Below are 23934 nucleotides of genomic sequence, written 5' to 3'. Positions count from 1 at the left end.
TCTCAGGATATTTCTCAAGTTTATGTCAGCATCGGGTATTGCGACGAGCGTTGACTTTAGTGCCTCATATTCACTTGTTTCAGGTTTTCAGGTTAATGACGAATGGGCTACCTTAGTAGGTAATATCCTTGGGGCTGTCGTTGGCTTTTGGGTAAGCCGAACATGGGTTTTTCAGGCAAAAGATACGCAATCTTTGACATGGCAAGGTATAAAATATGCTATAGTTGCAGCAGGAAATTCCGCTATGAATGTAGGCGGTGTTGCTTTGATGACGCAATTGGGTTCTTGGCATTATCTTACCGTTAGAGTAATAGTAGGAGTAATTGTATTTGTGGTGTACAGCTACGGTCTAAATCAGTGGTTTGTATTTAAGAATAAAACGTATGAAAAGGTATCTTTATAATCTCCCTCAAGAAATAAAATTTCTCAAAAATATATTTTTCTTTCTACTGTGCTCATACGCTTTTATGGCACAGTCACAGACTATTATCAAAGGTAAAATCTCTGAAAATAAAACGAATGAAGCTATTCCATTTGTCAACGTGACCATCTTGGGTACATCACAAGGTGTACAATCTGATGTAAATGGAAATTTTACCATCACAGTAAAAGAATACGGCTCTGGTAAAGTGCAGTTTTCGTCTGTAGGCTATAGAAATGAGATAAAACCCTTTAAAAAAGATGTGACTCAAACAATCTCTATTCGCCTTACATCCACTACACAAAATTTATCAGAAGTGGTGGTAAAAGGGAAAAAAGAGAAATATCGTAATAAAGATAACCCTGCTGTAGCACTTATCAGAAAGGTCATTGATCATAAAGATGATAACAGAAAAGAAGGACTAGAGTATTATCAGTATGAGAAGTATGAGAAGCTTCAGTTAGATTTGAGTAATATCGATGACGCTTACAAGAATAAGAAAATCTTTAAAAACTTTCAATTTATTTTTGATAACCTCGATACAGCCAAACTCACAGGAAAAGTATCGTTGCCATTGTATTTGAAAGAAACAGTGTCGGATGTCTATTTTAGAAAAAGTCCGAAGGAAGAGAAGTCCTATATCAAAGGAGAAAAGAAAGTAGGTCTAGAGCAATTTTTGGACAATAATGGTATGGGTGCCTATCTCAACCGTATGTATGAAGATGTGAACATTTATGACAATAACATCAGCTTACTTTCCCAGCAGTTTATTAGTCCGATATCACCACTTTCTCCTACCTTTTACCGATTTGTCATTTTGGATACCCTTCAACATGATGGTGTAAAATGTATCAATTTGGGTTTTTCACCAAGAAATCAAGCTGATTTTGCTTTTGTTGGTACTATGTATGTAGCTATGGATTCGTCTTATGCTGTACGCCGTATCAAAATGGGAGTTCCCAAAAATATCAACCTCAATTTTGTGATGGGGATGGAAATCGAGCAGGAATTTCAACCAACTACTGATAAGTTTTTGATGTTGGCGAAAGATGAAATCATGATTGAGTTTAATCTTTTTAAGACTGAAAATTCTCGTGGTGTGATAGGCAAAAGAGCCGTTTCTTTTCGGAATTATAAATTGAATAATCCGATTGATAACGAATATTTTAAACCTATCCAGAAAAATGTTCTGACAGAAAATGCCTACGGGCGCGATGAGATTTTTTGGAATCAGGCACGACATCAACAGCTTAGTAAGGTCGAGACGAATATTTATCAAATGGCAGATAGTATTCAGAAAGTTCCAGCATTTAAGCGAGCGATGAAAATAGCAGGTCTATTTTTATTCGGCTATTCTGAATTTGGAACATTTGAAATAGGTCCTGTCAACACATTCTATAGTTTTAACCCTGTTGAGGGATTACGTTTGCGCCTTGGTGGGCGTACTATGGCAAAGCTAAACCCACGATTGTATTTTGAAACCTATATGGCTTACGGATTCAAGGATGAACGTTGGAAAGGTTTTGGCGCGCTAACCTATAATTTAGGAAAAAATTCTATTTACGAATTTCCTAATAATTACTTAAGAGTGTCTTACCAAGATGAAGTGCGTATTCCTGGGCAAGAATTACAGTTTGTACAAGAAGATAACTTTTTGTTGTCCTTCAAACGAGGAGTAAACGACAAAATGACCTATAATAAAGTGCTTCGAGTTGATTACCGTAAAGAATCTCGTTCGGGTATCAGCTACGAAATAGGATTGAAAAATTTGAGTCAGGAAGCTGCTGGTAGTTTGACATTCGAAAAAGTGGGCAAGCTAGACGGTATTCCCATTACTGACAAATCAGTGACTTCGACTGAACTCTCATTTAACTTGAGATTTGCGCCAAACGAGCAGTTTTATCAAGGTAAAAACTATCGTATCCCAATTATTAACAAGTATCCAATTTTTCAGGCAAGATATACTTTGGGCATTGCGAATATTTTGAACAGTGGTTACAATTTTCATAATATCACTTTGCGTGCCAACAAGCGTTTCTTTATATCTCCGATTGGTTTTACGGATGTTACGGCTGAAGGTGGTAGGATTTTCGGAAAAGTGCCATATCCTTTGTTGATGATTCATCGTGCCAACCAATCGTATTCATATCAATTGGAATCTTACAACTTGATGAATTTCTTGGAGTTTGTGAGTGACCAATACGCTGGATTGTTTGTCGATCATTACTTTAATGGATTTTTCTTTAACAAAATTCCATTAGTAAAGAAGTTGAAATTGCGTGAAATAATTACATTCAAGGCTCTATATGGTAGCCTTAGTGATAAAAATAATCCGAATGTCAATCCAGATTTGTATAAATTTCCTACGAATGAGGAGGGCCAAGTACTCACTCATTCACTTAGTAATGGTCCTTATATGGAAGCCAGTATTGGTATAGGAAATATTCTTAAGTTTTTCAGAGTAGACCTAGTCAAGAGGCTAAGCTATTTGGACAATCCGCAGGTGTCTGAATATGGAATTAGAGGTCGTTTCAAAATGGATTTTTAGACTAAACAAGTATTAATAAATCACTTAAGACTATGTATGCACTTAAATCAGCAGGGCAACAATTGATATACAAATTGATTAATCCCTTTATAAATCTATTAATTGCCTTAAAAATTACGCCCAATATGATTACTACCACTGGTTTGGTGTTAAATATTGGTGCAGCAGGAATCTTTGTCTATGGAGCGGAGGCATCCCATCGTGGCGATTTGAGCATTGTAGGATGGGGAGGAGCCATGATTCTTTTTGCTGGCGTATTCGACATGATTGATGGTCGCTTGGCACGAGTGAGTAATACTTCTTCAAAGTTTGGCGCATTTTATGATTCGGTTTTAGATCGTTACAGTGAGATGTTTATGTTTTTGGGAATATGCTACTACTTGGTGGCTCATCATTATTTGTTTAGTTCCTTTTTTGCCTTTTTGGCACTTATCGGTTCATCTATGGTAAGTTATACGCGTGCAAGAGCCGAAGGATTAAATATTAAATGTGAAATTGGTTGGATGCAGCGACCAGAGCGAATTGTAATTATTGGAGGCTCTGCTTTATTATGTGGCTTGTTGTCTCCACTATTTGGAGTAGACTTTAGAATAGACGGTCCAAGCGAAAGAATACCATGGTTTGAGTCAATATCAGTATTTACTATTCCTTTAACCATAGTGGCAATCTTGTCCAACTTCACTGCTATCCAACGAATAGAATATACACAAAAGGAGTTAAGTAAAAATGAAACAAAATAGGTTCTTATGGTTGTTTGTTGGCTTGCTGTTGGCAAGTTTTTCACCCACTAATTATCCCAAAGTTCCTGACTCAAAAGTAAGGCTATTTTATATTCAGCGAAGCTCCAACGTTAATACGATTGTTTATGATGCACGACTCAATGCCAAGGGAGGATTTGATGAAGATAATCCTATCGATGTGTATTGGCTACGCTACCAAGAAGATGGGCGAAGAAAAGAACTTTCGTGGATACAACGAGTATTAGCTTATGGTGTCGATACCGAAACCATTGAAGGACAGGGAGACGCACTTCAGGCATGGGTAGTTTCTTATAAAAAACGTAAGCTTCGATTGGGCTTTGATAAAAACAAAAAGCCTTATGCTTCATTACTGATTAATAACCAATTAGCAAAACTCGACCATGTGTATGTACAAATCGAAGGGAGTAATTTACGTCCAAAAGTATTGTATGTAGAAGTATTTGGAAGAGATTTTTATTCAGGAGAAAATGTTTATGAAAAAATCAAACCGTAGTAGCGTGCTAAACATTGAGGATACAGGATTTGAACGCTTCTCAGTTAAGAATATCATAGGGCTAGTAGTATTCACACCTTTATTCTTTTTTTGGTATATCAAGTTCATTGGCTTATTACCAGAACATATAATATTGTATGTATTGTTTGTTTCTACCTACTTTGGCAATAAGTTTAGTCGTGAAATCATCTTATCATTTGCCATTTATGTAGTGTATTGGGCTATTTATGATTCCTTTCGGGTATTCCCAAATTATGAGTTCAACACGGTACATATTCAACAACCTTATGAGTTGGATAAGGCTCTATTTGGCGTAAACTACCAAGGACAACTACTCACACTAAGTGAATATTTTGCAAAGGTACATATTCCATTTTTTGATGTTTTAGCTGGTATTTTTTATATCAACTGGGTTCCAATTCCTATAGCGCTGTCCTTATATTTTTATCTTAAGAAAAGACCATTATTTTATTCTTTTGCTTACTGTTTTGTGTTTGTGAATTTTCTAGGCTGGATTATCTATTACTCTTATCCTGCTGCTCCGCCTTGGTATGTTGCTGAGCATGGCTTTGCCCTCGATTTCCACACCCAAGGTAGCGAAGCTGGTCTAAGATATTTTGATCAAATTCTTGATGTAAATCTTTTTAAGGGAATGTATGTACGTAATTCTAACGTATTTGCTGCGATGCCTTCTCTGCACTCTGCATTTCCGTTACTGACCCTATATTTTGGCTTAAAAGCAAGATTAGGTTGGTTTAATATCTTCTTTGTGATATTCTGTTTCGGAATCTGGGGCGCAGCCGTGTACACAAGTCATCATTATGTTATTGATGTATTGTGTGGTATTACAGTAGCCTCAATAGGAATATTTTTGTTTGAGAAGTTTTTGGATAAGCGCGTACAAGAGTTGTTTGCCAAATAGCCAAGCTCTTTCGATAGCCCATAAAAAAAAGCCTGAGAAACCTCAGGCTTTTTTTATTTCCCAATCGTTATTTATAATGAATTGCGAAGGTTCACCTCAAATAAATTTGCAACATGATCCTTTGACTTTTCAAGTACTAATCTGGCAGCGGTTTTTCCCATTTCTCTAAAATTTGTCGAAATAGTAGTAATACCGTCGAGGATAATCTCTTTTAGAGGCGTTTCGTTGTAGGAGATAATTCCAACTTGCTTGCCTATGACGAGGTTATCATTCATGATTTTTTTAATAAGAATTACCAAATCATCTTCCATTAGGTTTATGTAAACCGACCCTTCTGTTACTGTTTCGGTTTTGATATTATCAATAATAGTAGCCTCAAAAGCAAAATCCTGACAGAAGTTTAAAAATCCTTTCTGGATTTCTTGAGGATAGCAACTTTGCTTTGGAAAAATTAATTTTAGACTCGTATAGTTTCTTAATTTTTCAAGCATTTGGCAAAGTGCCATATAAATATCTTTCTCAAAATTTTCGTATACTGCACCAAATTCGCCATTGACTCCAGCGACCATTTTGTCCAAAATAATCAATTTTTCTTTAGGGATCATGTTAACTACCTCTTGTACTTTATCATTGAAATCTAAGAGATATGGAATAATGACAAAGTGTGAATAATCTTCATCCTTTTTGGCAGTAATGAGCTTTTTGAAAAGAGCAAAATCATTGTTGTACACATAAAAATCAATCGCCACTTGTTGCCCTAATTCTTTTACAAAAGCATCAAAAATGATTTTTTTGTGCGCAGAAAGTTTATTGAAAAGCAACAATACTTTCATGGGCTTTTCAAAATCCACGTTTTTAATGTAGTAACCCTTACTAGGAACAGATTCAAGAATACCCATACTTTTGAGTTGTCGATATGACTTCTCGACAGTATCACGAGAAACATCCAACTCGAAACTCACTTCATTGATGGATGGCAAGCGGTCATTGACCGTAATTTGACCTGCCTCAATGCCTTTGAGTGTCGAATGTACAATCTGTAGATATTTCGGTGTTGCCGAAATATCGTCGACTCTAATTACATCCCAGATTCTATGTTTTTTCGCAATCATTATATTATGGATAAATAAGGTTGAAAAGTTTTTTCTAGGCATTCTAGAAAAAAACTTAACATTAAAACTTATACTTTTTTTAGACAGGCTAAAACCTATCTCATCAACTTATATTTTAATTCTAAACAAAGGTTAAGATTTGAATAATTCATATTCAATTTTTCAACAATATTAATTTATGCAAACGATGTCGGGAACGTTGCCATGTTGCCAAAATCCAACCTTTGTCCTATTTTTTTTATGCAAAATCCAGTTTTAGTAGTGTCAAAGTAGACTAATTTCATTGTACGATTTTTGTATTTTTTTAATATATCTTACCATATTCTACTGACGAATAATATTAAATTTCGATTCCGACAAGGACGCCACAGGACGGCTAACCCATAAATGACATTTATCTTTGAGGAAGTTGTACAAATCGAAGACAATTTTTGCAAGTAGAATTTCTTTTATTTTTACTTCTGAGAGTAAAACACATTATCCAAAAATTTCCAAAGCCGATTATGAAAAAGTACTCGTTTGATAAAGTCGCATTATTAGGTTTTTTACTGCTTTCAGGTGCAGAAGGTTTTGCCCAAAAAAACGTTACAAAATCTAATGACTCCAATACGCCTTTGCACTTGATTCAGCCTGACTATCCTGTTCCTTATGGAATTGTGAAAGCAGAGGAGGTTGAAAAAACCTTGCAAAGAGTTCACGCGTATTTAGAAAAAGCGACTCCTACAAATTTTATCAATACGAAGACAAATGAAGTAGTGAGTGATTTGTCAAAAATTGATGAAAATACGGCTTTACAAAAAGGTGATTTTCGTTTGGTGAGTTACGAATGGGGTGTGACTTATCAGGCTATGATGCTGGCGTCGCAATACACAGGTGATGCGCGTTATAAAGAATATACAGAGAAACGCTTGAAATTTATCAACGATGCTGTTCCATTCTTTAAAAAGTCAACAGGAGCGAGTGAAGATTGGGGTACAAAAGGGCCATTGAAGGGATTGCTAAATCCACATGCTTTGGATGATTGTGGTGCCATGTGTGCTGCTATGATTAAATCGTCTGTTGCTGGGACACCCAATAATTATCGCCCCTTAATCGACAGCCATATCAATTACATTATGAATAAAGAGTTTCGTTTGAGTGATGGAACTTTGGCTCGTAATCGCCCACAAGCAAGTACTTTATGGTTGGATGATATGTTTATGGGAATTCCTGCGATTGCTCAAATGGGCAAATTGACTGGCGATAAAAAGTATTTTGATGAGGCTATCAAACAGGTTCGTCAGTTTTCAAAAAGAATGTTTAATCCTGAGAAGGGTGTTTATATGCACGGCTGGGTTGAAGGTATGTCAGAACATCCTCAGTTCCACTGGGCACGTGCCAACGGTTGGGCTATTTTGACCAAAATCGAAGTGTTGGAAGCTTTACCAGAAAATTACCCAGGTCGCGAAGAGGTCTTGAATTTGTTGAAAGCACATGTAAAAGGCTTAACAAGATATCAGTCAGGTTCTGGATTTTGGCATCAATTATTAGATAGAAACGATTCGTACTTAGAAACATCGGCTACGGCGATTTATGCGTATTGTTTCGCCAAAGCCATCAATAAAGGCTGGATAGACAAATTGGCCTACACGCCTGCTACTATGTTGGCTTGGAATGCTGTGAGTACCAAAGTTAACGAGCAAGGACAAGTAGAAGGTACTTGCGTCGGTACAGGAATGGGATTTGACCCAGCATTTTACTATCATCGTCCAATCAGCCCGTTTGCGGCTCACGGTTACGGACCAGTGATTTATGCAGGAGCAGAAATGTTGAATTTGCTAAAGTCAAACCAGTTTGAAATAAACGATAGCTCTGTACAGTTGTTGATAAAAAAGAAGTAAACAAATTCTTTTCAGGATTACAAATCAGTATTTCAAATTTCCGAAATCTGAAATCCCAAATCCGAAATTGTTATATACAGTTCTAATTTTCTAATAACAGGACTCAATTGTCAATTAAATTCTGAACGAATGAAAAAAGTACCATTAATGCTATGCTTGTTGTTAGGCGGTATGTCGGCAATGGCTCAGAAACTACCGAGCAAAACCGAAGTGATTGCCTCAATGCGTAAAGCAAATGACTATTTTATGCAAAAATGGCCAGATACTGGCAAGCCTATTGTAACCAACAAAACCCGTCCAAGTAATATCTGGACCCGTGCGGTGTATTACGAAGGATTGATGGATTTGTATAAAGTAGACCCTCAACAGCGCTATATCGATTATGCAGTAGCTTGGGGCGAAAGTCATAAATGGGGATTACGTTCGGGCTTATTGACACACAATGCCGATGACCAATGTTGCGGACAGACCTATATTGATTTGTATATGATGGATAAAAAGCCAGAGCGTATCCGTGATATTAAAGCCAATATGGATAGCTTGGTAAAAAATCCTAACTGTACTTATTGGACATGGATTGATGCACTTCAAATGGGTATGCCAGTATTTGCTAAATTGGGTGTATTGTACAAAGACAATGCTTATTTCGAGAAAATGTACCAAATGTACAACCACTCAAAAACGATAGAAGGAGGAAAGGGCTTATTTAATCCAGAAGATGGACTTTGGTGGAGAGACAAAGACTTTGTGCCACCCTATAAAGAGCCAAACGGACAGGATTGTTATTGGTCTCGTGGCAATGGTTGGATTGTGGCAGCTTTGGTGAGAGTATTGGAAATTATGCCTAAAAACGCACCACATCGCGACGAATATTTACAGATGTACAAAACCATGATGAAGGCTTTGTTGCCACTTCAGAGAGAAGATGGATTCTGGAATGTGAGTTTGCATGACCCAACCAATTATGGAGGTAAAGAAGCTACAGGAACATCATTGTTTGCCTACGGAATGGCATGGGGCATCAATCACGGATATTTGAATGCTAAACAATATAAACCAGCTTTGGTGAAAGCTTGGAATGCTTTGGCAACAGAAAGTGTACAACCTTCAGGATTTTTGGGTTGGGTACAAGGCACAGGGAAAGAACCAAAAGATGGTCAACCATTGGCTATTGATAAAATTCCTGATTTCGAAGACTATGGTTTAGGATGTTTCCTATTGGCTGGTAGCGAAATCGTGAAAATGAAAAAATAAAAATGAGTAAATAAGTGAATGAGATAACTCTTCGTTATTGAAACACTTGTTACTTCGAAGATTACAACACAAGTAATTTGTAAGTAAACAGTTGATTAGGGGAGATTTAGGTTAAGTTCCTTGTGGTAGCATGGGGAACTTCCTTTTTTATAGAGGGACTGGTTTCTTCAAAAATCAACATTATCTCGAAATCTATTCTGTCATTCAAAATTTTACTCAGATGAAAAACAAGTTTTTGGTACTTTGCGCCTTTGTTTTAGCATGTTCATTCACGATGTTAAAAACAAAACCTACTATTTATATCATCGGTGATTCAACCGTTAGAAATGGCTCTGGGGCTGGTTCTGATGGTTTGTGGGGTTGGGGAAGTTTTATGAATCAACAATTTGATACGGTAAAGGTAAATGTTGAAAATCATGCCATTGGTGGTCGTAGTAGCCGTACATTTTTGACCGAAGGACGTTGGGATAAAATTATGGCAAAATTGAAAAAAGGCGATTATGTAATCATGCAGTTTGGACACAACGATGGCGGTGCTATCAATGATACAAGTCGTGCGAGAGGCTCTATCAAAGGTATTGGTAACGAATCGGAGGAGATAGATAACCTTTTGACCAAAAAGCACGAAATCGTACATTCGTATGGCTGGTATATGCGTAAGTACGTGCAAGAAACACAAGAAAAAGGTGCCACGCCAATTGTTTGTTCGCTTGTACCAAGAAACGTTTGGAAGAATGGAAAAGTAGAAAGAGCGGGTCAGTCTTATGGCCTTTGGGCAAAACAAATTGCAGAAGAGAATAAGGCTTACTTTATTGACCTCAACGAGGTTGTAGCATCAAAATACGAAGAATTAGGAAAAGAGCAGGTAGATAAGTTTTTTCCAAAAGACCATACCCATCCTAATTATGAAGGTTCGAAATTAACCGCTCAAATCGTGAGCGAACAGATACAACAACTGAAAAAATGTAAGTTGAAAAAACTTTTGAAATAGACAATTTATTATTTATTCAAGGGCTTCCTCAATGCTGTTTAGCTAGAAGGAAGCCCATTGATTTTATACTAATTCTTGTTCTAAAATCCTTTTTCGGTGTTCAAAGCCCCATTCGGCTATTACACTTGTTATAACTTTCAACGAACGTCCGTATTCCGTTAATTCATATTCTACACTGATGGGCTGCGTGTTTACGACTGTTCTCGTAATAAGAAGATTCTCCTCCAAATCCTTCAATTCTCGACTCAAAACCTTCCCTGAAATACCGTTTACTTCTCTCAATAAATCAGAATATCGCATTTTGCCATAACACAAGCAGGCAATGATGGAAATTTTCCATTTGCCTCCAATGATATCCATTACATCGTGAATGGCTTGAATCGATTTACCACACGCTGTGGATTTGTGTATCGGGCTAATTTCCGTCATTTGTCATATGGTTACCTAAATGTCACTATTACTTTATGACACAAAGTTACTTTTTGTCACCAAGTATTGCTAGTTTTGTAACATAAATTTAGAAAATATTATTCGTTATGACATTATTAGAATCTTTGGAATGGCGTTATGCTGCCAAAAAAATGAACGGAGAGGTTGTACCTCAAGAGAAGTTGGATTATATCCTAGAAGCTGCAAGATTGGCACCATCATCATCAGGTTTGCAACCATATAAAGTATTTGTGATTTCGAACAAAGAAATCCTTGAACAAATTAGACCAGTAGCTTGGAATCAAAGTGTAATCACAGAATGTTCACATTTGTTGGTTTTTGCTGCGTGGGATGGTTATTCTTTGGAAAAAATCACAGCGGTATTTAACGAAATGATGGAAGTACGTGGTTTGCCATTGAATACCATGGATGCTTACAAATCTACTTTGTGGGGTATGTACGAACCACTTGGTCAAGACTGGCACGCAACACACGCCGCTAAACAAGCGTATATCTCTTTTGGTTTGGCGATTGCAGCTGCTGCTGAGGTTGGCGTAGATGCTACTCCAATCGAAGGATTTACTCCTCCAGAAGTTGACAAAATCTTAGGTTTAGCAGAACAAGGCTTGAAAAGTGTTGTATTGCTTCCATTAGGCTACCGCGATGCTCCAAATGACTGGAACGTGAACTTGAAAAAATATCGCAAAGCGAAAGAAGAATTAGTCGTAGAGATTAAATAATTGAGTGAATGAGTGGGTTGTGATTGAGTGATTAGGTTTATAAATCTGAGAAATAGTCAAAACAAACCCTCAATTTGAAATATCAAAAAAGGGGTCGAAAATTATTTTCCGACCCCTTTTTTGATGCTACTATGTTAGATTTTACTCGGCTTAAGACGCAATCATTGCCTCTCTACTGCTAGCATACAAATTTTAACATAATCACTAAATTAGTTTATGCTATAACTCGTGAATAATCTTCGCTAGACGTAAAATATTACGTCTCTACATTAAAAAATAATCACTCATTCACTCAATCACCATTCACTCATTAATACTTGGCTGGTTCGCCAGGTTTTGGAAGAGATTTTTTGATGAAAATTCGTAAGTCTTCATTTGATTTTTCTAAATCCTCCTTACGCAAATACATCATGTGTCCCGATTTGTAACCTTCCCAGAACAGACGATCTTTGAATTTGCCGCTTGGATCCATTTGCCACATCGAGTATTTAGCGTTAAAATAATCACAAGCGCCATCATAATAGCCTGATTGTACCAATACCTTCAAATAAGGGTTCGTTGCCATTGCTTTGCGCAAATCATACCCCGTATGGTCATTGCTTCTGTCCCAAGGATGAACTGGTCCAAACATATTGTATTTCAAATCTGTTTTGTACTTTAGTTCCTCTCTCAAATACATATTGATTGGAGGCGTAAAAGAGTGCAACCACGAATTGAGTTCGGCATTGTAATCTACTTTTTCACCACCTTCACGTGCGTCTACACCCAAATAACGTGAGTCCAAACGACCAACGGTATATCCTTTATCACGAAGAAGTTCTTTCCAGAATAAATCCAAGGAAATGTCTAAGTTGTTTTGTAGTACAACTGTTTCCTTTAGCCCTGAATATCTTGCAAACTTTTTCGCAATTGCCTGACGCTTTTCTGGCGCAATAAAACCGCCTTGTGTAATGGCTGGCAATAATTCCTCGACCGTGAATTTTTCAACTTCTGGAAGCATATCTTCCAGCTTTTTATTTTGAAGACTTGGTTCTAAAACCTTATGATGCCAAGCCGTAGCAGCAAAATAGGGGAGTTTTAAACTAGTTTCCACTGGCCCTTCACGAGGGATACCCAAGTCAGTTGGCGACACCAAAATAACACCATTCAAATACATCCATTGAGATTCTTGAAGGGCGTTTGCCAGACCTGAGACACGAGTCGTACCATAACTTTCACCAATCAAATACTTTGGAGAAGCCCAACGATTGTTGCGACTAACAAAAGTGCCAATCCATTCTGCCAAATACTTGATGTCGGCATTAATACCAAAGAAGTTTGATTTTGGAGCGTCTTTATCAATAATTCTTGAAAAACCTGTATTGACAGGGTCTACAAAAACGATGTCAGCAACGTCGAGAATAGAATAAGGGTTGTCTTTGATGCCATAAGGTTGAACAGGATAACCTTCATCATCAATCTTCAAAATACGAGGGCCTGTGTACGCAATATGCATCCAAACCGAGGCAGAGCCGGGGCCACCATTGAAAGAGATAATCAGAGGACGAGTAGCCTTGTCTTTCACGTCGGTTCTTTCGTAGTACGTGTAGAATAGAGAGGCTTGTATTTTGGCGTCATCATTCCACACAGGAATTGTGCCTGCCAAAGCCTTGTAAGGCACTTTTTGACCTTTGATAGTTACTTCGTTGGTAGTTACCACATACGAATCAGGATTGAGCGTGCGACTACCATTGTTGGGCTTGTCTTCTACCGTAGTGGCAAGCGGTGCATTTTCTTTCGGAGCAGGTTTTTGTTGCGCTTGGACAAAAAGCGAAGTCCCCAAGCAAAAACTCAGGAGGTAAAGCGTTTTTTTCATAAGGTTTGTTGAATGTGAAAAAATGGGTTTCTAACAAAAATACAAAAGATTAGCAGAATGACAAGTAGGATTTGTGGTTGTGGGAATTAGAATGATTGTAAAAAACAAATCTTTTCTACCATTAGATAACTAATAATTTAAAGTTTCTCTCGCTGTTTCCAGTAGTTAAAACTGAAATAGGGAAAGAGATATCTATTCTAATGCTTCCTTCGCTCCAATTCAGAAATCAAACATAACGCTTTACGTATGTTCAGATAAGTAGGGAGTCAACCTTTGTTTGATATTATAAATTATGGAAATTTAACCGAAAAATAATTTTTGTAAAATTGCATATATTTTATTTGTATCTATTAAATTCTACGATTAACATTGTAAAAATTTAAAACCTATCGGATTTTTCGCAAAGCCTGAATGCGTAAATTAGGGCAACATTCAATTTACCCCACCACACTATTATTTATTATGCGTGAAATAAACTGTATAGGCATTATTATGCTTTACAATGGTACAACGGCACCTGAAGGATGGTTGCCTTGCGATGGTCGAGCGCTGAAGATTGACCAAAACCCAGCTTTGTATGCTGTTATTGGAAACCAATTTGGTGCAAATCTCCAATATGAGATACGTGAATTTAATCTGCCTGTTTTCCCAAAGGTTGGCTCATGCATGCACATTATCTGCGTAAATGGAGAATTCCCAACGCATGATTAGGTAATGTAAAGTAGTTATAATCAATGTTATCACACTTAGTTAAAAAACTTTTATTAAAATGAGCACGATCAATAAAATTTGCTTATATGCTGGAAGAGGTCACTATCCTTCAAGTTGGAAAAAATGTAATGGGAAAGATGGTGTGCCCAAATTAGACCCCATTAAAGTTTATGATGATGATTACTCAGCTATTCATTATTACTGCGGCATCAATGATGACGAGTACGCCGCAGAACCATTTTTGGGCCAAATTTTAACCTTTGCTGGAAGTTTTGTTCCGCAGGACTGGGTACTTTGTGATGGAAGACTCTTAAGTATTAACGAATATTCCGCCGTTTTTGCTTTAATAGGTACCACTTACGGAGGTGATGGAATGAGAACTTTCGGAATACCTAAAATTCCAAATATCCCTAACCCTAAAGACCCTAAAGGGAATCCTATACGATATATATTTTGTGTAAGGGGAATGTTTCCAATGTAACATTTGATTAATACTTTTTAGATTATATAAAGTAGTTTTAAGTGAAACGTGTGGCTTTGTTAACCGTAATTAATGATGTCACACGTTTTGCGCTCTAAACCCTCGCTGTTCCCAGTTATTAAACTTGGACAACAAGAATCTAAACTATAGCAGATTGGGGATTTTTGATTTCGGAAATAAAGTGAACTAACTTTAATTTTTCAAGAAATGTAAAAGATTATACCTCCGAAATCCCACATCCGATATCTGAAATAAAAATCCAAACTATTTCAGCCTTGGGATTGCAGATTTCGTAAATAATATTTGATACCTTTAATTTTTTAAGAAATGTAAAAGATTACACTTCCGAAATCCCAAATCCAATATCCGAAATAAACAATTTTAAAATCCTCAGTATACTAATAATTCATAATTCAGCACTCTCAACTCAGAACTCCTGCTTACCCATGTTTCATTAATTTCCTAATCTGCTGGTACGAGTCATTCTGAAAACGAGCATAATAGACGCCATTTTTCCATTTTGAAGTATCTACAGGCATATCGTAAGTGCCTTCAGGATATAGCCCGTCTACTGGGGTGTCCATTAGTCTTCCTACATTATCAAAAATTTGAATCAGGTTATGTCCTCCTCTTGAGGTATAGACCAAAATCGTACTTTGTTGGAAAGGATTAGGGTAATTGTAGATATATTCACCAGTTGATTCTAAATCCACGACAGGCGAAAGTCCGCAGGCTTGCGGTCGAATGAGTGGTAAAGATTGAAAGTTATCTTTAAATAAAACATCGTCTTTCCAACTAGCATTCATACACAAAAACTGCTCAAGAATCGAACTATATACCGATCGGAAATCATATTGCATGAGTACATTATCTCCTGTTTGAACCGAAGCAGCAATATCTGGCGTGGTGCCCAATACAATTGGATTTACCATATCTCCAAACATGAACATCGGTGCGGCTGCACCGTGGTCTGTTCCGCCACTGGCATTTGATTTAATTCTTCTCCCAAATTCAGAATAGGTCATTCCTACGACTCTTTTGGATACGCCCATAGCTTTCAAATCATCGGTAAATGCCTTGATGGCATCCGAGATTTGTTTCCAAAGGTTAGCATGTGTTCCCGTGGTGGTATCGGTCGTATTTACCTGATTACTGTGGGTATCAAAACCTCCCAGATTGACAAAATACACCTTCGTTTTGAGTCCTCCGCCAATGAGGTTTGCCACGATTTTTAATTGTCCTGCCAAATTGGTATTGGGGTAGGTTACTAAATTTTTGGCCTTACCTGCGGCTCCTCGTATTGAACTAGCGTACAAATTCGTTTGGTTGGCGACTTCTCTCAAAAACTTCAATTCTTTGCCTGCCAGCGTATCTGGTGCATCTTCCACCTTATTTTGTACCAAATTATAGAAACTGCTGGGGTTAGTAATAGCCATGCCCATAGAAGAGATAGGGCCTTGCAGGGCGGTACTTACTGTTGAGCCAATTTGTATGGCCAAAGGATCAGGAAATTGTGAATTGGGATAATTGTTTGGAAATGTAGGATGCTGTAGAGCCAGATATCTTCCAAGCCAGCCGTTATACACGTACTGATTGGCATCCGAGGCCGAATTCCAAATGTCTGTCGCCCTAAAATGAGAAAAGTTGGGATTTGGGTATCCTACGCTTTGTATTAGATTGGCTTTACCTTCCATAAAAAGGTTATGCAAGCCCCCTGCCATAGAAGGGTGCAGTCCAATATTTCCGTTTTGGGATACCTTCAATAAGGCTGATTCTGGTAGAGCAATATTGGAGCGGGCATTTTTATAAAGCCCATATTTATCAATTGGTATTACTGTATTTAAGCCATCATTTCCACCATTGAGTTGGATCACCACAAGGGTATTTTCGTCTCCACTCTGATTTTTTGCAACATTTCCTAAGGCCTTTACCGAAAAACCACTGAGTAATGCAGGCATTAAGAATCCTGATATTGACTGCTGAACAAATTCTCTGCGTTTCATAGAAATAGATTTTAGATAGAAGAAATAATGTGCAAATTTAATTTTGATAAATTGCAAGAGTGAAATATTGGTATTGGCAATTCGCCACTCATAACTAGTAGTGTACGAAGAAATACAAAACTCTCTATTTCGGATATCGGATGTTGGGTTTTGGAAGTGTAATATTCTATATTTTGTAAAAAAATAAAGGCACTTTACTTTATATCCAAAATCAGAAATCCCAAATCCGAAATTGTTGAAAATCCTTCGTTCAGCCCTAATTCACAATTCACCATTCATCACTCATGACTAAGTCAACTGATACTCTGGTAGTGACAATAAATACTGGTAAAGCGATTGTAATTTACTCTTTACGAGGGTCATGGTATCTTGTGGTCTCACCAGCATGGTATCCCAGATTTCGGTCCAATAATAGTCGCTCGACTGCCCAGAAAGTAGGATGTCTCTTTTGAGTTGTTCAATTCTTTCTGCTGAAACGGGTACTTTGTATAATAAGGCTATGGAATCAGTAATCAACAAATTGGGATCGTTGGGTTTGGGTAAATTCTTGGCAAAAGCAATGACATCAATCTGTATTCTTTTTCCATTACGAGTTATTCCATTGGCAATCATGGTATCAGTATATTGTACTCTTTTGGGATAAGTATCTGCCGTAATCCATGCTTCGTAAAATATAGGTTGCTGATAATACGCAGCCCAACCAGCCACATTGGGAGGGTCACCAATGCTTTGTTGCATGATGGTTCCTTGACGAACGACTTCCACAAAAAATGTGTACACATCCACAAATTCCGTTTTCGGATTTGGGAATATTACATCAAATTCACGAAGGTTTCCAATGACTAAATCTAGGGGAGACTTGATGACTGCTCCGTAGAGCTGTGCATCATAAAAAAACTGACTTTTAAAGAGGGTAGAAAGAACGGGAGTAATCTCAAAATTGTTTTTTCTAAATATTTCGGCGAGTGGCGTGATGACGTTTTTTTCAACGGTTTCATTCAAATCATAATGCACAAAGAACTGATATATTTTCCGACAAATAAACTTACTCAGTTCTTCTTTTTGAAAAAGCATATTGATCAGTTCGTCCAGTTCTAATATGCCATCGGTACCTGATTTTCCTTTGATAACCGTGTTGTTGTAAAAGGCGGAAAATGTTTTATCACTGGTATCGTGCCTACTCGGGGTAAAGCTGTAATCTATTTTCAGTGCATCCACAACATAACCAGTCAGGACTTTTGCGGCGGCTTTTACGTCGTCTTCAGTGTATTTGGAGCCAGAGCCTTTTCCCATCGTAAAGAGCTCTTGTAGCTCTCGTCCATAGTTTTCGTCTGGGGCTGTTTTGGTATTTTTATTACCATTTAAATACACCAACATGGCAGGGTCGATGGACATTTCTCGAACGAAAGTTTTGAAGTTCCCCAAAGCAAACTTTCGTAAAAGTGAATGATGTTTATACAAATAGCGAGCATCACTCACGGTATCTGCTTCGGTAGAAAAATGGTTATGCCAAAACAGAATCATTTTCTCGTGGATACTTCGTCCTTGATAAAACATTTGTTGGAGCCACCAAGCTTTGTAGCTATTTCTCCTTTTGCCATTGAGTGTACCATCACCATAAGCGGCAAATGCCCAAGTAGCTCCCAGTGTAATACCTGTTGGATCTGTGTAATCACTGGTATTATAATAGTTGAGCGGAGGCTCTGGGTATATTTGAGGCTTTAGCAGTTCCTCAACTGACTGACTTAAGGTTTTGGTTTTGAAATAGTTGACATCGGAAGGTTTTGCGCCAAACATTACCCTCTTGAGTAAATGGGTAATCTGTTGAGTGCTCCATTCTCCCTTATATTCCTCCAAACCTGCTTGAAGTTGTTTGCTTGAAAAAGTCATAGTATGTTGTGCCTAGAGTTTTGTTCCATTTAGATTTTGAATGTTTGCGAAGGTTTAATTATTGTAAAAAATTGAATATGCGGAGCTATTTAACAAATTTTCGTAACATTACCATAATGAAAGTATAACTTAAGCTTAAAGGCTTAGGAAACCCCAAGGTTTACCTTTGTAGCAAAATTGGTTTTGCGTTATGACAAAGGCTAAATTTCAAAATGATATTGCTATAATTCAAGCATGGCAAGCAGGCGATACAGGCGCTTTTGAGGTACTTTATCAAAAGTATTGGCGAAAGCTCTATGTCTTTGCACGTCGTACTACTCCGAGCGCAGAAGATGCTCAAGATTTGATTCAAGATGTTTTTGCACAATTATTGACACAAAAAGAACAAATAGACCCTACAGTATTTTCGGAGTCTTATTTGTTTGCGATGGTTCGAAATAAATTATTGGATAAAATTCGAAAACAATATGTGCGAGAAGATTATGTCAAGATAATTCGCCAAACTTCTTCAGACTCTGATTTCTCGACTCAGCAAACCATTTTGACCAACGATTTAGATAATCATCTTCATCAAGCGGTGAATATTTTACCAGAAAAATGTAAAGAAGTCTTTCAATTGAGCCGATTTGAACAACTTACCATTGATCAAATTGCCCAAAAGCTTCAGATTTCCCCTCAAACCGTCAAAAATCAACTATCCAAAGCGCTACAAATGGTTCGTTTTCGATTAAGAGAATTTGCAACCCTTGGACTTTTTTTATCTACTTTTTTTTAAAAAATCGTATTTCGGCATAGTACTAAAATTTATCTCACACGAATACATACATGAAAGGGAAGGAAAACATCCCCATTTCCCTTTACATGAATGATTTCTAAAGAGCAGGAGCGAATTTTACAAGAATACCTAAGTGGCAAGGAAAGCCCCGAGGGAAAAGCCCTTTTTGACCAATGGGCGCAATCGCTCTATGAGGATAAGTCTTTTCAACCTTCGGACTCTGAGGAGGCTTTATCGAACGCTCAGCAAAAAATGTGGGTAAATATATCCACTAAAAAAGATACCCCAATCATTAGTTTGGCAACTTCGTGGGCACTTAGTGCAGGAATCGCCGCTAGTGTTTTGTTAATTTCTATGTTGGCGTGGAAGTGGATTGGCAAATACAACCAACCATTACCCGAGTATGAGTTAAGTTATCAGACTATCAAAACAAAAGCAGGAGAGCACGCCACAGTTACTTTGGAGGATGGTTCGAAGGTATTTTTGAATGGAGCCTCAAGTTTACGTTTTCCCACAAAACTACATGGACAAACTCGTCACGTATATTTAGAAGGGGAAGCTTATTTTGAAGTAACTCACAACCCTCAACAGCCTTTTATCGTTAGCTCAAAACACTTGAATACCACGGTGAAAGGCACCACTTTTGATGTGCATGATTACACACAAGACAACCAAGCCAACGTGACCGTATTGACAGGGAAAGTAGCGGTAGAAATGGCCAATAATCCACAACGCAATTGTCTCATTCTTCCTAATCAAGTTTGTACTTATCAAAGTGAAAAAGCGAATTTAAGTCAATCAAACGTCATTGATGCCAGAGAGTCAATCAGTTGGAGAGAACGAAAAGTTTACTTCAAGCGTGAGCGTATGGATTTGGTTTTTAGAAAGTTAGAGCGAATGTATGAGGTGTCATTTCAAGTTAAAAATCCTCGGTTATTAGATTGTACATGGATTGCTTCTTTCGAAAATGCTAGCTTAGAAGAAGTTTTACAATTGATGCAGTCGTCCTTAGGAATACAATATCAAATCAAAGGAAAGGAGGTTATTATAAAAGGAATTTGCCAATAAATATGAGTCCAAAATATAGTTTTAGACTATTTTACTAATAAAAAAGGTCAATGAAGGGTCGAGCTTCATTAACCTTGCAAACAATCCCCATGTTGTAGCCCCTTTTACAAGGTGCCCTTATAGGTTATTATCTCAAGCAAACTTATGCAAAAAAAACGATTCTCGCTAATAATTAGGCGAATCATCTCGGTGCCAACACTCTCGTTGGCCTTAGGCCTTGGTATATGTCATGTACAAGTATCCCAAGCACAAGAAGTATTGAACACCAAAGTTTCGGTTCAGGCTCAAAATCAGAGTTTAGAAAACGTTTTATCTCAAATCGAAAAACAAACTGGCGTACGTTTTGTCTATGCAGGAAGTTTGATTTCTGAGAAAGATAAAGTCACTTTTTCTGCCCAAAATCAAAACCTGAAACAAGTGCTGAACGGTATTTTTTCTAACAGAAATATCGATTTTAGCTTTTCTGGAAATAATCAAATTGTTCTAAAAGCAAGCCCAAAGTCGCAAGACCACACTACGGTAAGTGGAAAAATCACCGACGCTCAAACAGGAGATGCTTTGCCTGGGGTAAACGTATCGGTAAAGGGCACAAGTAAAGGCGCCACTTCTGATGCTAACGGTAACTTTAAAATTAGTATTTCAGATAAAGACGCTGTATTATTATTTTCCTTTGTGGGATTTTCTTCTCAAGAGGTACCAATCAAAGGAAGAAACCATCTCAATGTTCAGTTATCAGAGGATAACAAATATCTCAATGAGGTAGTAGTTACCGCATTGGGTATCAAAAGGGAAGAAAAAGCCCTAGGATATTCAACCCAAAAATTAGACGGCTCGGCTGTGACGGATGCCCCATCTAACAATTTTATGAACGCACTCTCGGGTAAAGTCGCGGGTTTGAACCTAACCAAAACCGATGGGCCAATGGGCAGTAGTCGCGTGACATTGCGTGGGGAAAGTATTTTGGATTTCAACTCGCCAGGCGCTTTAATCGTGGTCGATGGCGAACCGATCAATACTTCTTTTCAAGGTGTAGGACATGGAGCCTATTTGGGTGGCGATTCTCCCATCGATTTTGGTAGTGCTCTGACAGATATTGACCCGAATAATATTGAGTCTATCAACGTATTGAAAGGTCCTGCTGCATCTGCCTTGTACGGCTCTCGTGCAGGAAATGGAGCCATTATTATCACGACCAAAAGCGCAAGTAAGGACAAAAAAGGGCTTGGGGTTTCGTTTAACTCTTATGTAAGTGTTGACCAAGTAAATCGTTGGCCAGACTACCAATATCAGTACGGTCAGGGAACGGCTGGTCAGAATTATTACTCCTATGGCACAACGGCAGATGGTGCAGGAACGCAAAGTACAAGTTCGGCTTGGGGGCCAAAATTTGATGGTCAATCATTTTATCAGTACAACTCGCCTCGTGATGCCAATGGTGTTTTTACTGAAAGAACTCCTTGGAAACCTTACACTGACAATCGCAAAAACTTTTTTGAGCAAGGGGTAACCTTATCAAACAATATCTCGATTACCAATGTGAAAGACAAAAGCAATACTCGTTTGAGTCTCTCGCAAATGAAGAATAACTGGATTTTGCCAAATACGGGTTATGAGCGCATTAGTTTAGGTTTTTCAAATAATTCACAGATTTCGGCTAAGCTGAGTACTTCTGCTAAGGTGAACTATTACAATAAATTTAGCGATAACCTTCCGTCGACGGGCTACAACAACCAGTCGATTATGTATTTCATTGCCTTCCAAAACCCGAATGTAAATTTGGATTGGTATCAGCCTTACTGGTTACCGGGAAAAGAAGGCCTAGAACAAAATCACCCTTTTAGCTCTTTGATTGATAATCCTTATTTGATTGTATATGAAATGCTGAACAAATCGAGTCGTCATAATGTAACGGGTACCATGTCGGCTACCTATAATATTTTGAAAGGCTTGGATTTGACGGTGCGTACTGGTTTGGATATGGGTTATGAATTTCGTTCGCAACAACGTCCGAAGAATACCCAAAAATTTCAAGCAGGTATGTACCGTCAGCAAAATGTATTTAACCTCGAATCTAACTCTGATTTTTTGTTGAAATACAAATTGCCACTTGAAAAAACTTGGCAGGTAACAACCAGTTTGGGAGGAAATATTTTGAAACAAAGTCAAAAATTTACCAATCAATTAGCTGACCGCTTGGTGATTCCTGGGGTATATAATTTGGCAAATTCTGAGCAATTACCACTCACTCAAAGTGATCGTGCCGAGAAGCGAATCAACAGTTTGTATGGTTTTGTAAACCTTGGCTACAAAGATTTTGCCTTTTTGGATGTAACTGGTCGTAACGACTGGAGTAGCACTTTACCAAAACAAAATAATTCTTTCTTTTATCCATCAGCTACTTTGAGTTTGGTTTTATCTCAAATGACCAATATGCCGAATTGGATAAGCTACGGTAAAATCCGTGGGGCGTATGCCAGTGTAGGATATGACGCTCGCCTTGGGACATATAACTTGGAAAAAATCTATAACTCTGGTACATTCCCCGGCGAACTAGAAAGTCCTAATGTGATTGCCAATCCGAATTTGAAGCCACAGAGAAATAACTCTTTTGAAGCAGGAACAGAATGGCGTTTCTTCAAAAATCGCTTGAGTTTAGACGCCACCGTATATGAGCAAACCACTATCGACCAGATTCTGTATGCGCCTGTAGAATTTGCTTCTGGATATAGTTCTTCGCTCATCAATATGGGTAAGGTAGTAAACAAAGGCGTTGAGTTAACCTTGAACGGTAATCCTGTTAAAAATTATGCTGGTTTCTCATGGGATGTGACAGTAAACTGGTCAATGAACCGTAATAAAGTGTTGGAGCTAAATAACGAAACTGGAAGTGTTATTTTGGCAAAATACGTTGGTAGCCGTGTAACAGTGGAGGCTAGAGAAGGTCAACCTTTAGGAACAATTTACGGGCTTGGCTTCAAGCGTTCGCCAGAAGGACAAATTGTATTTGACAAAGATGGATACCCTGTGCTTACTGACCAGTTTGTGAACCTAGGCAACACAAATCCTGATTGGAGAGGAAGTATTTCAAATAATTTTAAATACAAAAACTGGAGTCTCTCTGTCTTGCTAGATATTCGTCAAGGGGGTAGAATCTTCTCATTGACTAACTCTATTTTAGGTGAACAAGGTAAGAATACAGCTACATTAGCAGGTAGATACGACGGTATTATTGGCGAAGGAGTAACCCTCAATGCTGACGGTCAATATGTGCCAAATACCACCAAGGCGACTAATATCGTAACGTATTACAACAAATGGTATGGTCGTGACAATGTAGAAGCTAATACATTTGATGCTTCATTTGTAAAACTTCGTGAAGCTCGTTTGGCTTACACGATTCCAGCAAAAATACTTCGTAAGACTTTCCTGAGAACTGCCAGTATCGGAATTTACGGTCGTGATTTATTCGTATGGTCAACTTTCCCAGCTTTTGACCCCGAAACATCTACGCTCGACAATGCCACCATCACACCAGGCTTAGAAGTTGGACAATTCCCATCTACTCGTACAATGGGAGCAAACCTTACTATTTCTTTCTAA

The 23934-nt window shown here is 37.9% G+C and carries 19 protein-coding genes; 14 read left to right on the top strand and 5 right to left on the bottom strand.

Going from position 1 to position 23934, the window contains the following annotated elements; all coding sequences use genetic code 11:
* The first annotated feature begins 22 nt into the window (after positions 1-22).
* The 5 genes from BWI92_RS18845 to BWI92_RS18825 all read left to right on the top strand — a co-directional run bounded on the left by BWI92_RS18845 (position 23) and on the right by BWI92_RS18825 (position 5145).
* Positions 23-403 (top strand): GtrA family protein, encoded by a 381-nt coding sequence (locus tag BWI92_RS18845; RefSeq protein ID WP_176464482.1) that lies wholly within the window; start codon positions 23-25, stop codon positions 401-403.
* A 64-nt stretch (positions 404-467) separates the two neighbouring features.
* The gene (locus BWI92_RS18840; protein WP_217903450.1) at positions 468-2969 is read left to right on the top strand and encodes a DUF5686 and carboxypeptidase-like regulatory domain-containing protein; all 2502 of its coding nucleotides are present in this window, start codon (positions 468-470) and stop codon (positions 2967-2969) included.
* Between the two features lie 32 nt (positions 2970-3001).
* On the top strand, positions 3002-3709 hold the full coding sequence (locus BWI92_RS18835; protein ID WP_095165591.1) for a CDP-alcohol phosphatidyltransferase family protein: 708 nt from the start codon (positions 3002-3004) through the stop codon (positions 3707-3709).
* Positions 3696-4223 carry a DUF4833 domain-containing protein gene (locus BWI92_RS18830; protein ID WP_095165589.1) on the top strand — a complete coding sequence of 176 codons (528 nt, stop codon included), beginning with the start codon at positions 3696-3698 and terminating at the stop codon, positions 4221-4223. The genes BWI92_RS18835 and BWI92_RS18830 overlap by 14 nt, the downstream gene beginning before the upstream one ends.
* The gene (locus tag BWI92_RS18825; protein WP_176464481.1) at positions 4204-5145 is read left to right on the top strand and encodes a phosphatase PAP2 family protein; all 942 of its coding nucleotides are present in this window, start codon (positions 4204-4206) and stop codon (positions 5143-5145) included. Before BWI92_RS18830 ends, BWI92_RS18825 begins: the two co-directional genes overlap by 20 nt.
* A gap of 71 nt (positions 5146-5216) precedes the next feature.
* Here BWI92_RS18825 and BWI92_RS18820 read toward each other — a convergent pair whose 3' ends face one another.
* Positions 5217-6257 (bottom strand): GntR family transcriptional regulator, encoded by a 1041-nt coding sequence (locus BWI92_RS18820; RefSeq protein ID WP_095165587.1) that lies wholly within the window; start codon positions 6255-6257, stop codon positions 5217-5219.
* A 503-nt stretch (positions 6258-6760) separates the two neighbouring features.
* Between BWI92_RS18820 and BWI92_RS18815 the strand changes: the two genes are divergently transcribed.
* From BWI92_RS18815 to BWI92_RS18805, 3 genes are all read left to right on the top strand, one after another.
* Positions 6761-8137: a glycoside hydrolase family 105 protein gene (locus BWI92_RS18815; RefSeq protein ID WP_095165586.1), complete on the top strand. Its 1377-nt coding sequence runs from the start codon at positions 6761-6763 to the stop codon at positions 8135-8137.
* A gap of 129 nt (positions 8138-8266) precedes the next feature.
* Positions 8267-9391 carry a glycoside hydrolase family 88 protein gene (locus tag BWI92_RS18810; protein WP_095165584.1) on the top strand — a complete coding sequence of 375 codons (1125 nt, stop codon included), beginning with the start codon at positions 8267-8269 and terminating at the stop codon, positions 9389-9391.
* A gap of 220 nt (positions 9392-9611) precedes the next feature.
* Entirely contained in the window at positions 9612-10382 is a 771-nt protein-coding gene (locus tag BWI92_RS18805; RefSeq protein ID WP_095165581.1) for a rhamnogalacturonan acetylesterase, read from the top strand.
* Between the two features lie 63 nt (positions 10383-10445).
* Here BWI92_RS18805 and BWI92_RS18800 read toward each other — a convergent pair whose 3' ends face one another.
* Positions 10446-10811, bottom strand: coding sequence for a helix-turn-helix domain-containing protein (locus tag BWI92_RS18800; RefSeq protein ID WP_095165579.1), 366 nt, complete (start codon positions 10809-10811; stop codon positions 10446-10448).
* Positions 10812-10918: 107 nt separating this feature from the next.
* Here BWI92_RS18800 and BWI92_RS18795 point away from each other — a divergent pair, with 107 nt between their 5' ends.
* Complete coding sequence (locus BWI92_RS18795; protein WP_095165576.1) at positions 10919-11551, top strand: NAD(P)H-dependent oxidoreductase; 633 nt, start codon at positions 10919-10921, stop codon at positions 11549-11551.
* 310 nt (positions 11552-11861) lie between these two features.
* Here the strand turns inward: BWI92_RS18795 and BWI92_RS18790 are convergent, their stop codons facing one another.
* The gene (locus BWI92_RS18790; protein ID WP_095165574.1) at positions 11862-13406 is read right to left on the bottom strand and encodes a S10 family peptidase; all 1545 of its coding nucleotides are present in this window, start codon (positions 13404-13406) and stop codon (positions 11862-11864) included.
* 462 nt (positions 13407-13868) lie between these two features.
* On the opposite strand from BWI92_RS18790, the gene BWI92_RS18785 reads away from it, so the two are divergent.
* The gene (locus BWI92_RS18785) at positions 13869-14117 is read left to right on the top strand and encodes a phage tail protein (RefSeq protein ID WP_176464480.1); all 249 of its coding nucleotides are present in this window, start codon (positions 13869-13871) and stop codon (positions 14115-14117) included.
* Positions 14118-14175: 58 nt separating this feature from the next.
* Entirely contained in the window at positions 14176-14598 is a 423-nt protein-coding gene (locus BWI92_RS18780; protein WP_095165569.1) for a phage tail protein, read from the top strand.
* A gap of 440 nt (positions 14599-15038) precedes the next feature.
* On the opposite strand, the gene BWI92_RS18775 is transcribed toward BWI92_RS18780, so the two are convergent.
* A complete protein-coding gene (locus BWI92_RS18775) occupies positions 15039-16601 on the bottom strand; it encodes a DUF1501 domain-containing protein (RefSeq protein ID WP_095165567.1) in 1563 nt (520 codons plus the stop codon).
* A 288-nt stretch (positions 16602-16889) separates the two neighbouring features.
* Positions 16890-18491 (bottom strand): DUF1800 family protein, encoded by a 1602-nt coding sequence (locus BWI92_RS18770; RefSeq protein WP_095165565.1) that lies wholly within the window; start codon positions 18489-18491, stop codon positions 16890-16892.
* A gap of 190 nt (positions 18492-18681) precedes the next feature.
* Between BWI92_RS18770 and BWI92_RS18765 the strand changes: the two genes are divergently transcribed.
* The 3 genes from BWI92_RS18765 to BWI92_RS18755 all read left to right on the top strand — a co-directional run bounded on the left by BWI92_RS18765 (position 18682) and on the right by BWI92_RS18755 (position 23934).
* The gene (locus BWI92_RS18765; protein ID WP_095165563.1) at positions 18682-19266 is read left to right on the top strand and encodes an RNA polymerase sigma factor; all 585 of its coding nucleotides are present in this window, start codon (positions 18682-18684) and stop codon (positions 19264-19266) included.
* A 90-nt stretch (positions 19267-19356) separates the two neighbouring features.
* On the top strand, positions 19357-20334 hold the full coding sequence (locus BWI92_RS18760) for a FecR family protein (RefSeq protein ID WP_095165561.1): 978 nt from the start codon (positions 19357-19359) through the stop codon (positions 20332-20334).
* Positions 20335-20478: 144 nt separating this feature from the next.
* Positions 20479-23934 carry a SusC/RagA family TonB-linked outer membrane protein gene (locus tag BWI92_RS18755; RefSeq protein WP_095165559.1) on the top strand — a complete coding sequence of 1152 codons (3456 nt, stop codon included), beginning with the start codon at positions 20479-20481 and terminating at the stop codon, positions 23932-23934.

The sequence above is a fragment of the Flectobacillus sp. BAB-3569 genome (assembly GCF_002270355.1).
GTDB classification, from domain to species: Bacteria; Bacteroidota; Bacteroidia; order Cytophagales; family Spirosomataceae; genus Flectobacillus; species Flectobacillus roseus.
The sequence above is the reverse complement of the archived record's forward strand: the minus strand, read 5'-3'. Positions and strand labels throughout refer to the sequence as shown.

Coding starts and splice junctions, on each gene's coding strand:
- BWI92_RS18825 (WP_176464481.1), top strand. CDS start 4,204: ATGAAAAAATCAAACCGTAGTAGCGTGCTAAACATTGAGGATACAGGA.
- BWI92_RS18830 (WP_095165589.1), top strand. CDS start 3,696: ATGAAACAAAATAGGTTCTTATGGTTGTTTGTTGGCTTGCTGTTGGCA.
- BWI92_RS18760 (WP_095165561.1), top strand. CDS start 19,357: ATGATTTCTAAAGAGCAGGAGCGAATTTTACAAGAATACCTAAGTGGC.
- BWI92_RS18785 (WP_176464480.1), top strand. CDS start 13,869: ATGCGTGAAATAAACTGTATAGGCATTATTATGCTTTACAATGGTACA.
- BWI92_RS18810 (WP_095165584.1), top strand. CDS start 8,267: ATGAAAAAAGTACCATTAATGCTATGCTTGTTGTTAGGCGGTATGTCG.
- BWI92_RS18795 (WP_095165576.1), top strand. CDS start 10,919: ATGACATTATTAGAATCTTTGGAATGGCGTTATGCTGCCAAAAAAATG.
- BWI92_RS18845 (WP_176464482.1), top strand. CDS start 23: ATGTCAGCATCGGGTATTGCGACGAGCGTTGACTTTAGTGCCTCATAT.
- BWI92_RS18765 (WP_095165563.1), top strand. CDS start 18,682: ATGACAAAGGCTAAATTTCAAAATGATATTGCTATAATTCAAGCATGG.
- BWI92_RS18780 (WP_095165569.1), top strand. CDS start 14,176: ATGAGCACGATCAATAAAATTTGCTTATATGCTGGAAGAGGTCACTAT.
- BWI92_RS18775 (WP_095165567.1), bottom strand. CDS start 16,601: ATGAAACGCAGAGAATTTGTTCAGCAGTCAATATCAGGATTCTTAATG.
- BWI92_RS18770 (WP_095165565.1), bottom strand. CDS start 18,491: ATGACTTTTTCAAGCAAACAACTTCAAGCAGGTTTGGAGGAATATAAG.
- BWI92_RS18755 (WP_095165559.1), top strand. CDS start 20,479: ATGCAAAAAAAACGATTCTCGCTAATAATTAGGCGAATCATCTCGGTG.
- BWI92_RS18790 (WP_095165574.1), bottom strand. CDS start 13,406: ATGAAAAAAACGCTTTACCTCCTGAGTTTTTGCTTGGGGACTTCGCTT.
- BWI92_RS18840 (WP_217903450.1), top strand. CDS start 468: ATGGCACAGTCACAGACTATTATCAAAGGTAAAATCTCTGAAAATAAA.
- BWI92_RS18815 (WP_095165586.1), top strand. CDS start 6,761: ATGAAAAAGTACTCGTTTGATAAAGTCGCATTATTAGGTTTTTTACTG.
- BWI92_RS18805 (WP_095165581.1), top strand. CDS start 9,612: ATGAAAAACAAGTTTTTGGTACTTTGCGCCTTTGTTTTAGCATGTTCA.
- BWI92_RS18820 (WP_095165587.1), bottom strand. CDS start 6,257: ATGATTGCGAAAAAACATAGAATCTGGGATGTAATTAGAGTCGACGAT.
- BWI92_RS18835 (WP_095165591.1), top strand. CDS start 3,002: ATGTATGCACTTAAATCAGCAGGGCAACAATTGATATACAAATTGATT.
- BWI92_RS18800 (WP_095165579.1), bottom strand. CDS start 10,811: ATGACGGAAATTAGCCCGATACACAAATCCACAGCGTGTGGTAAATCG.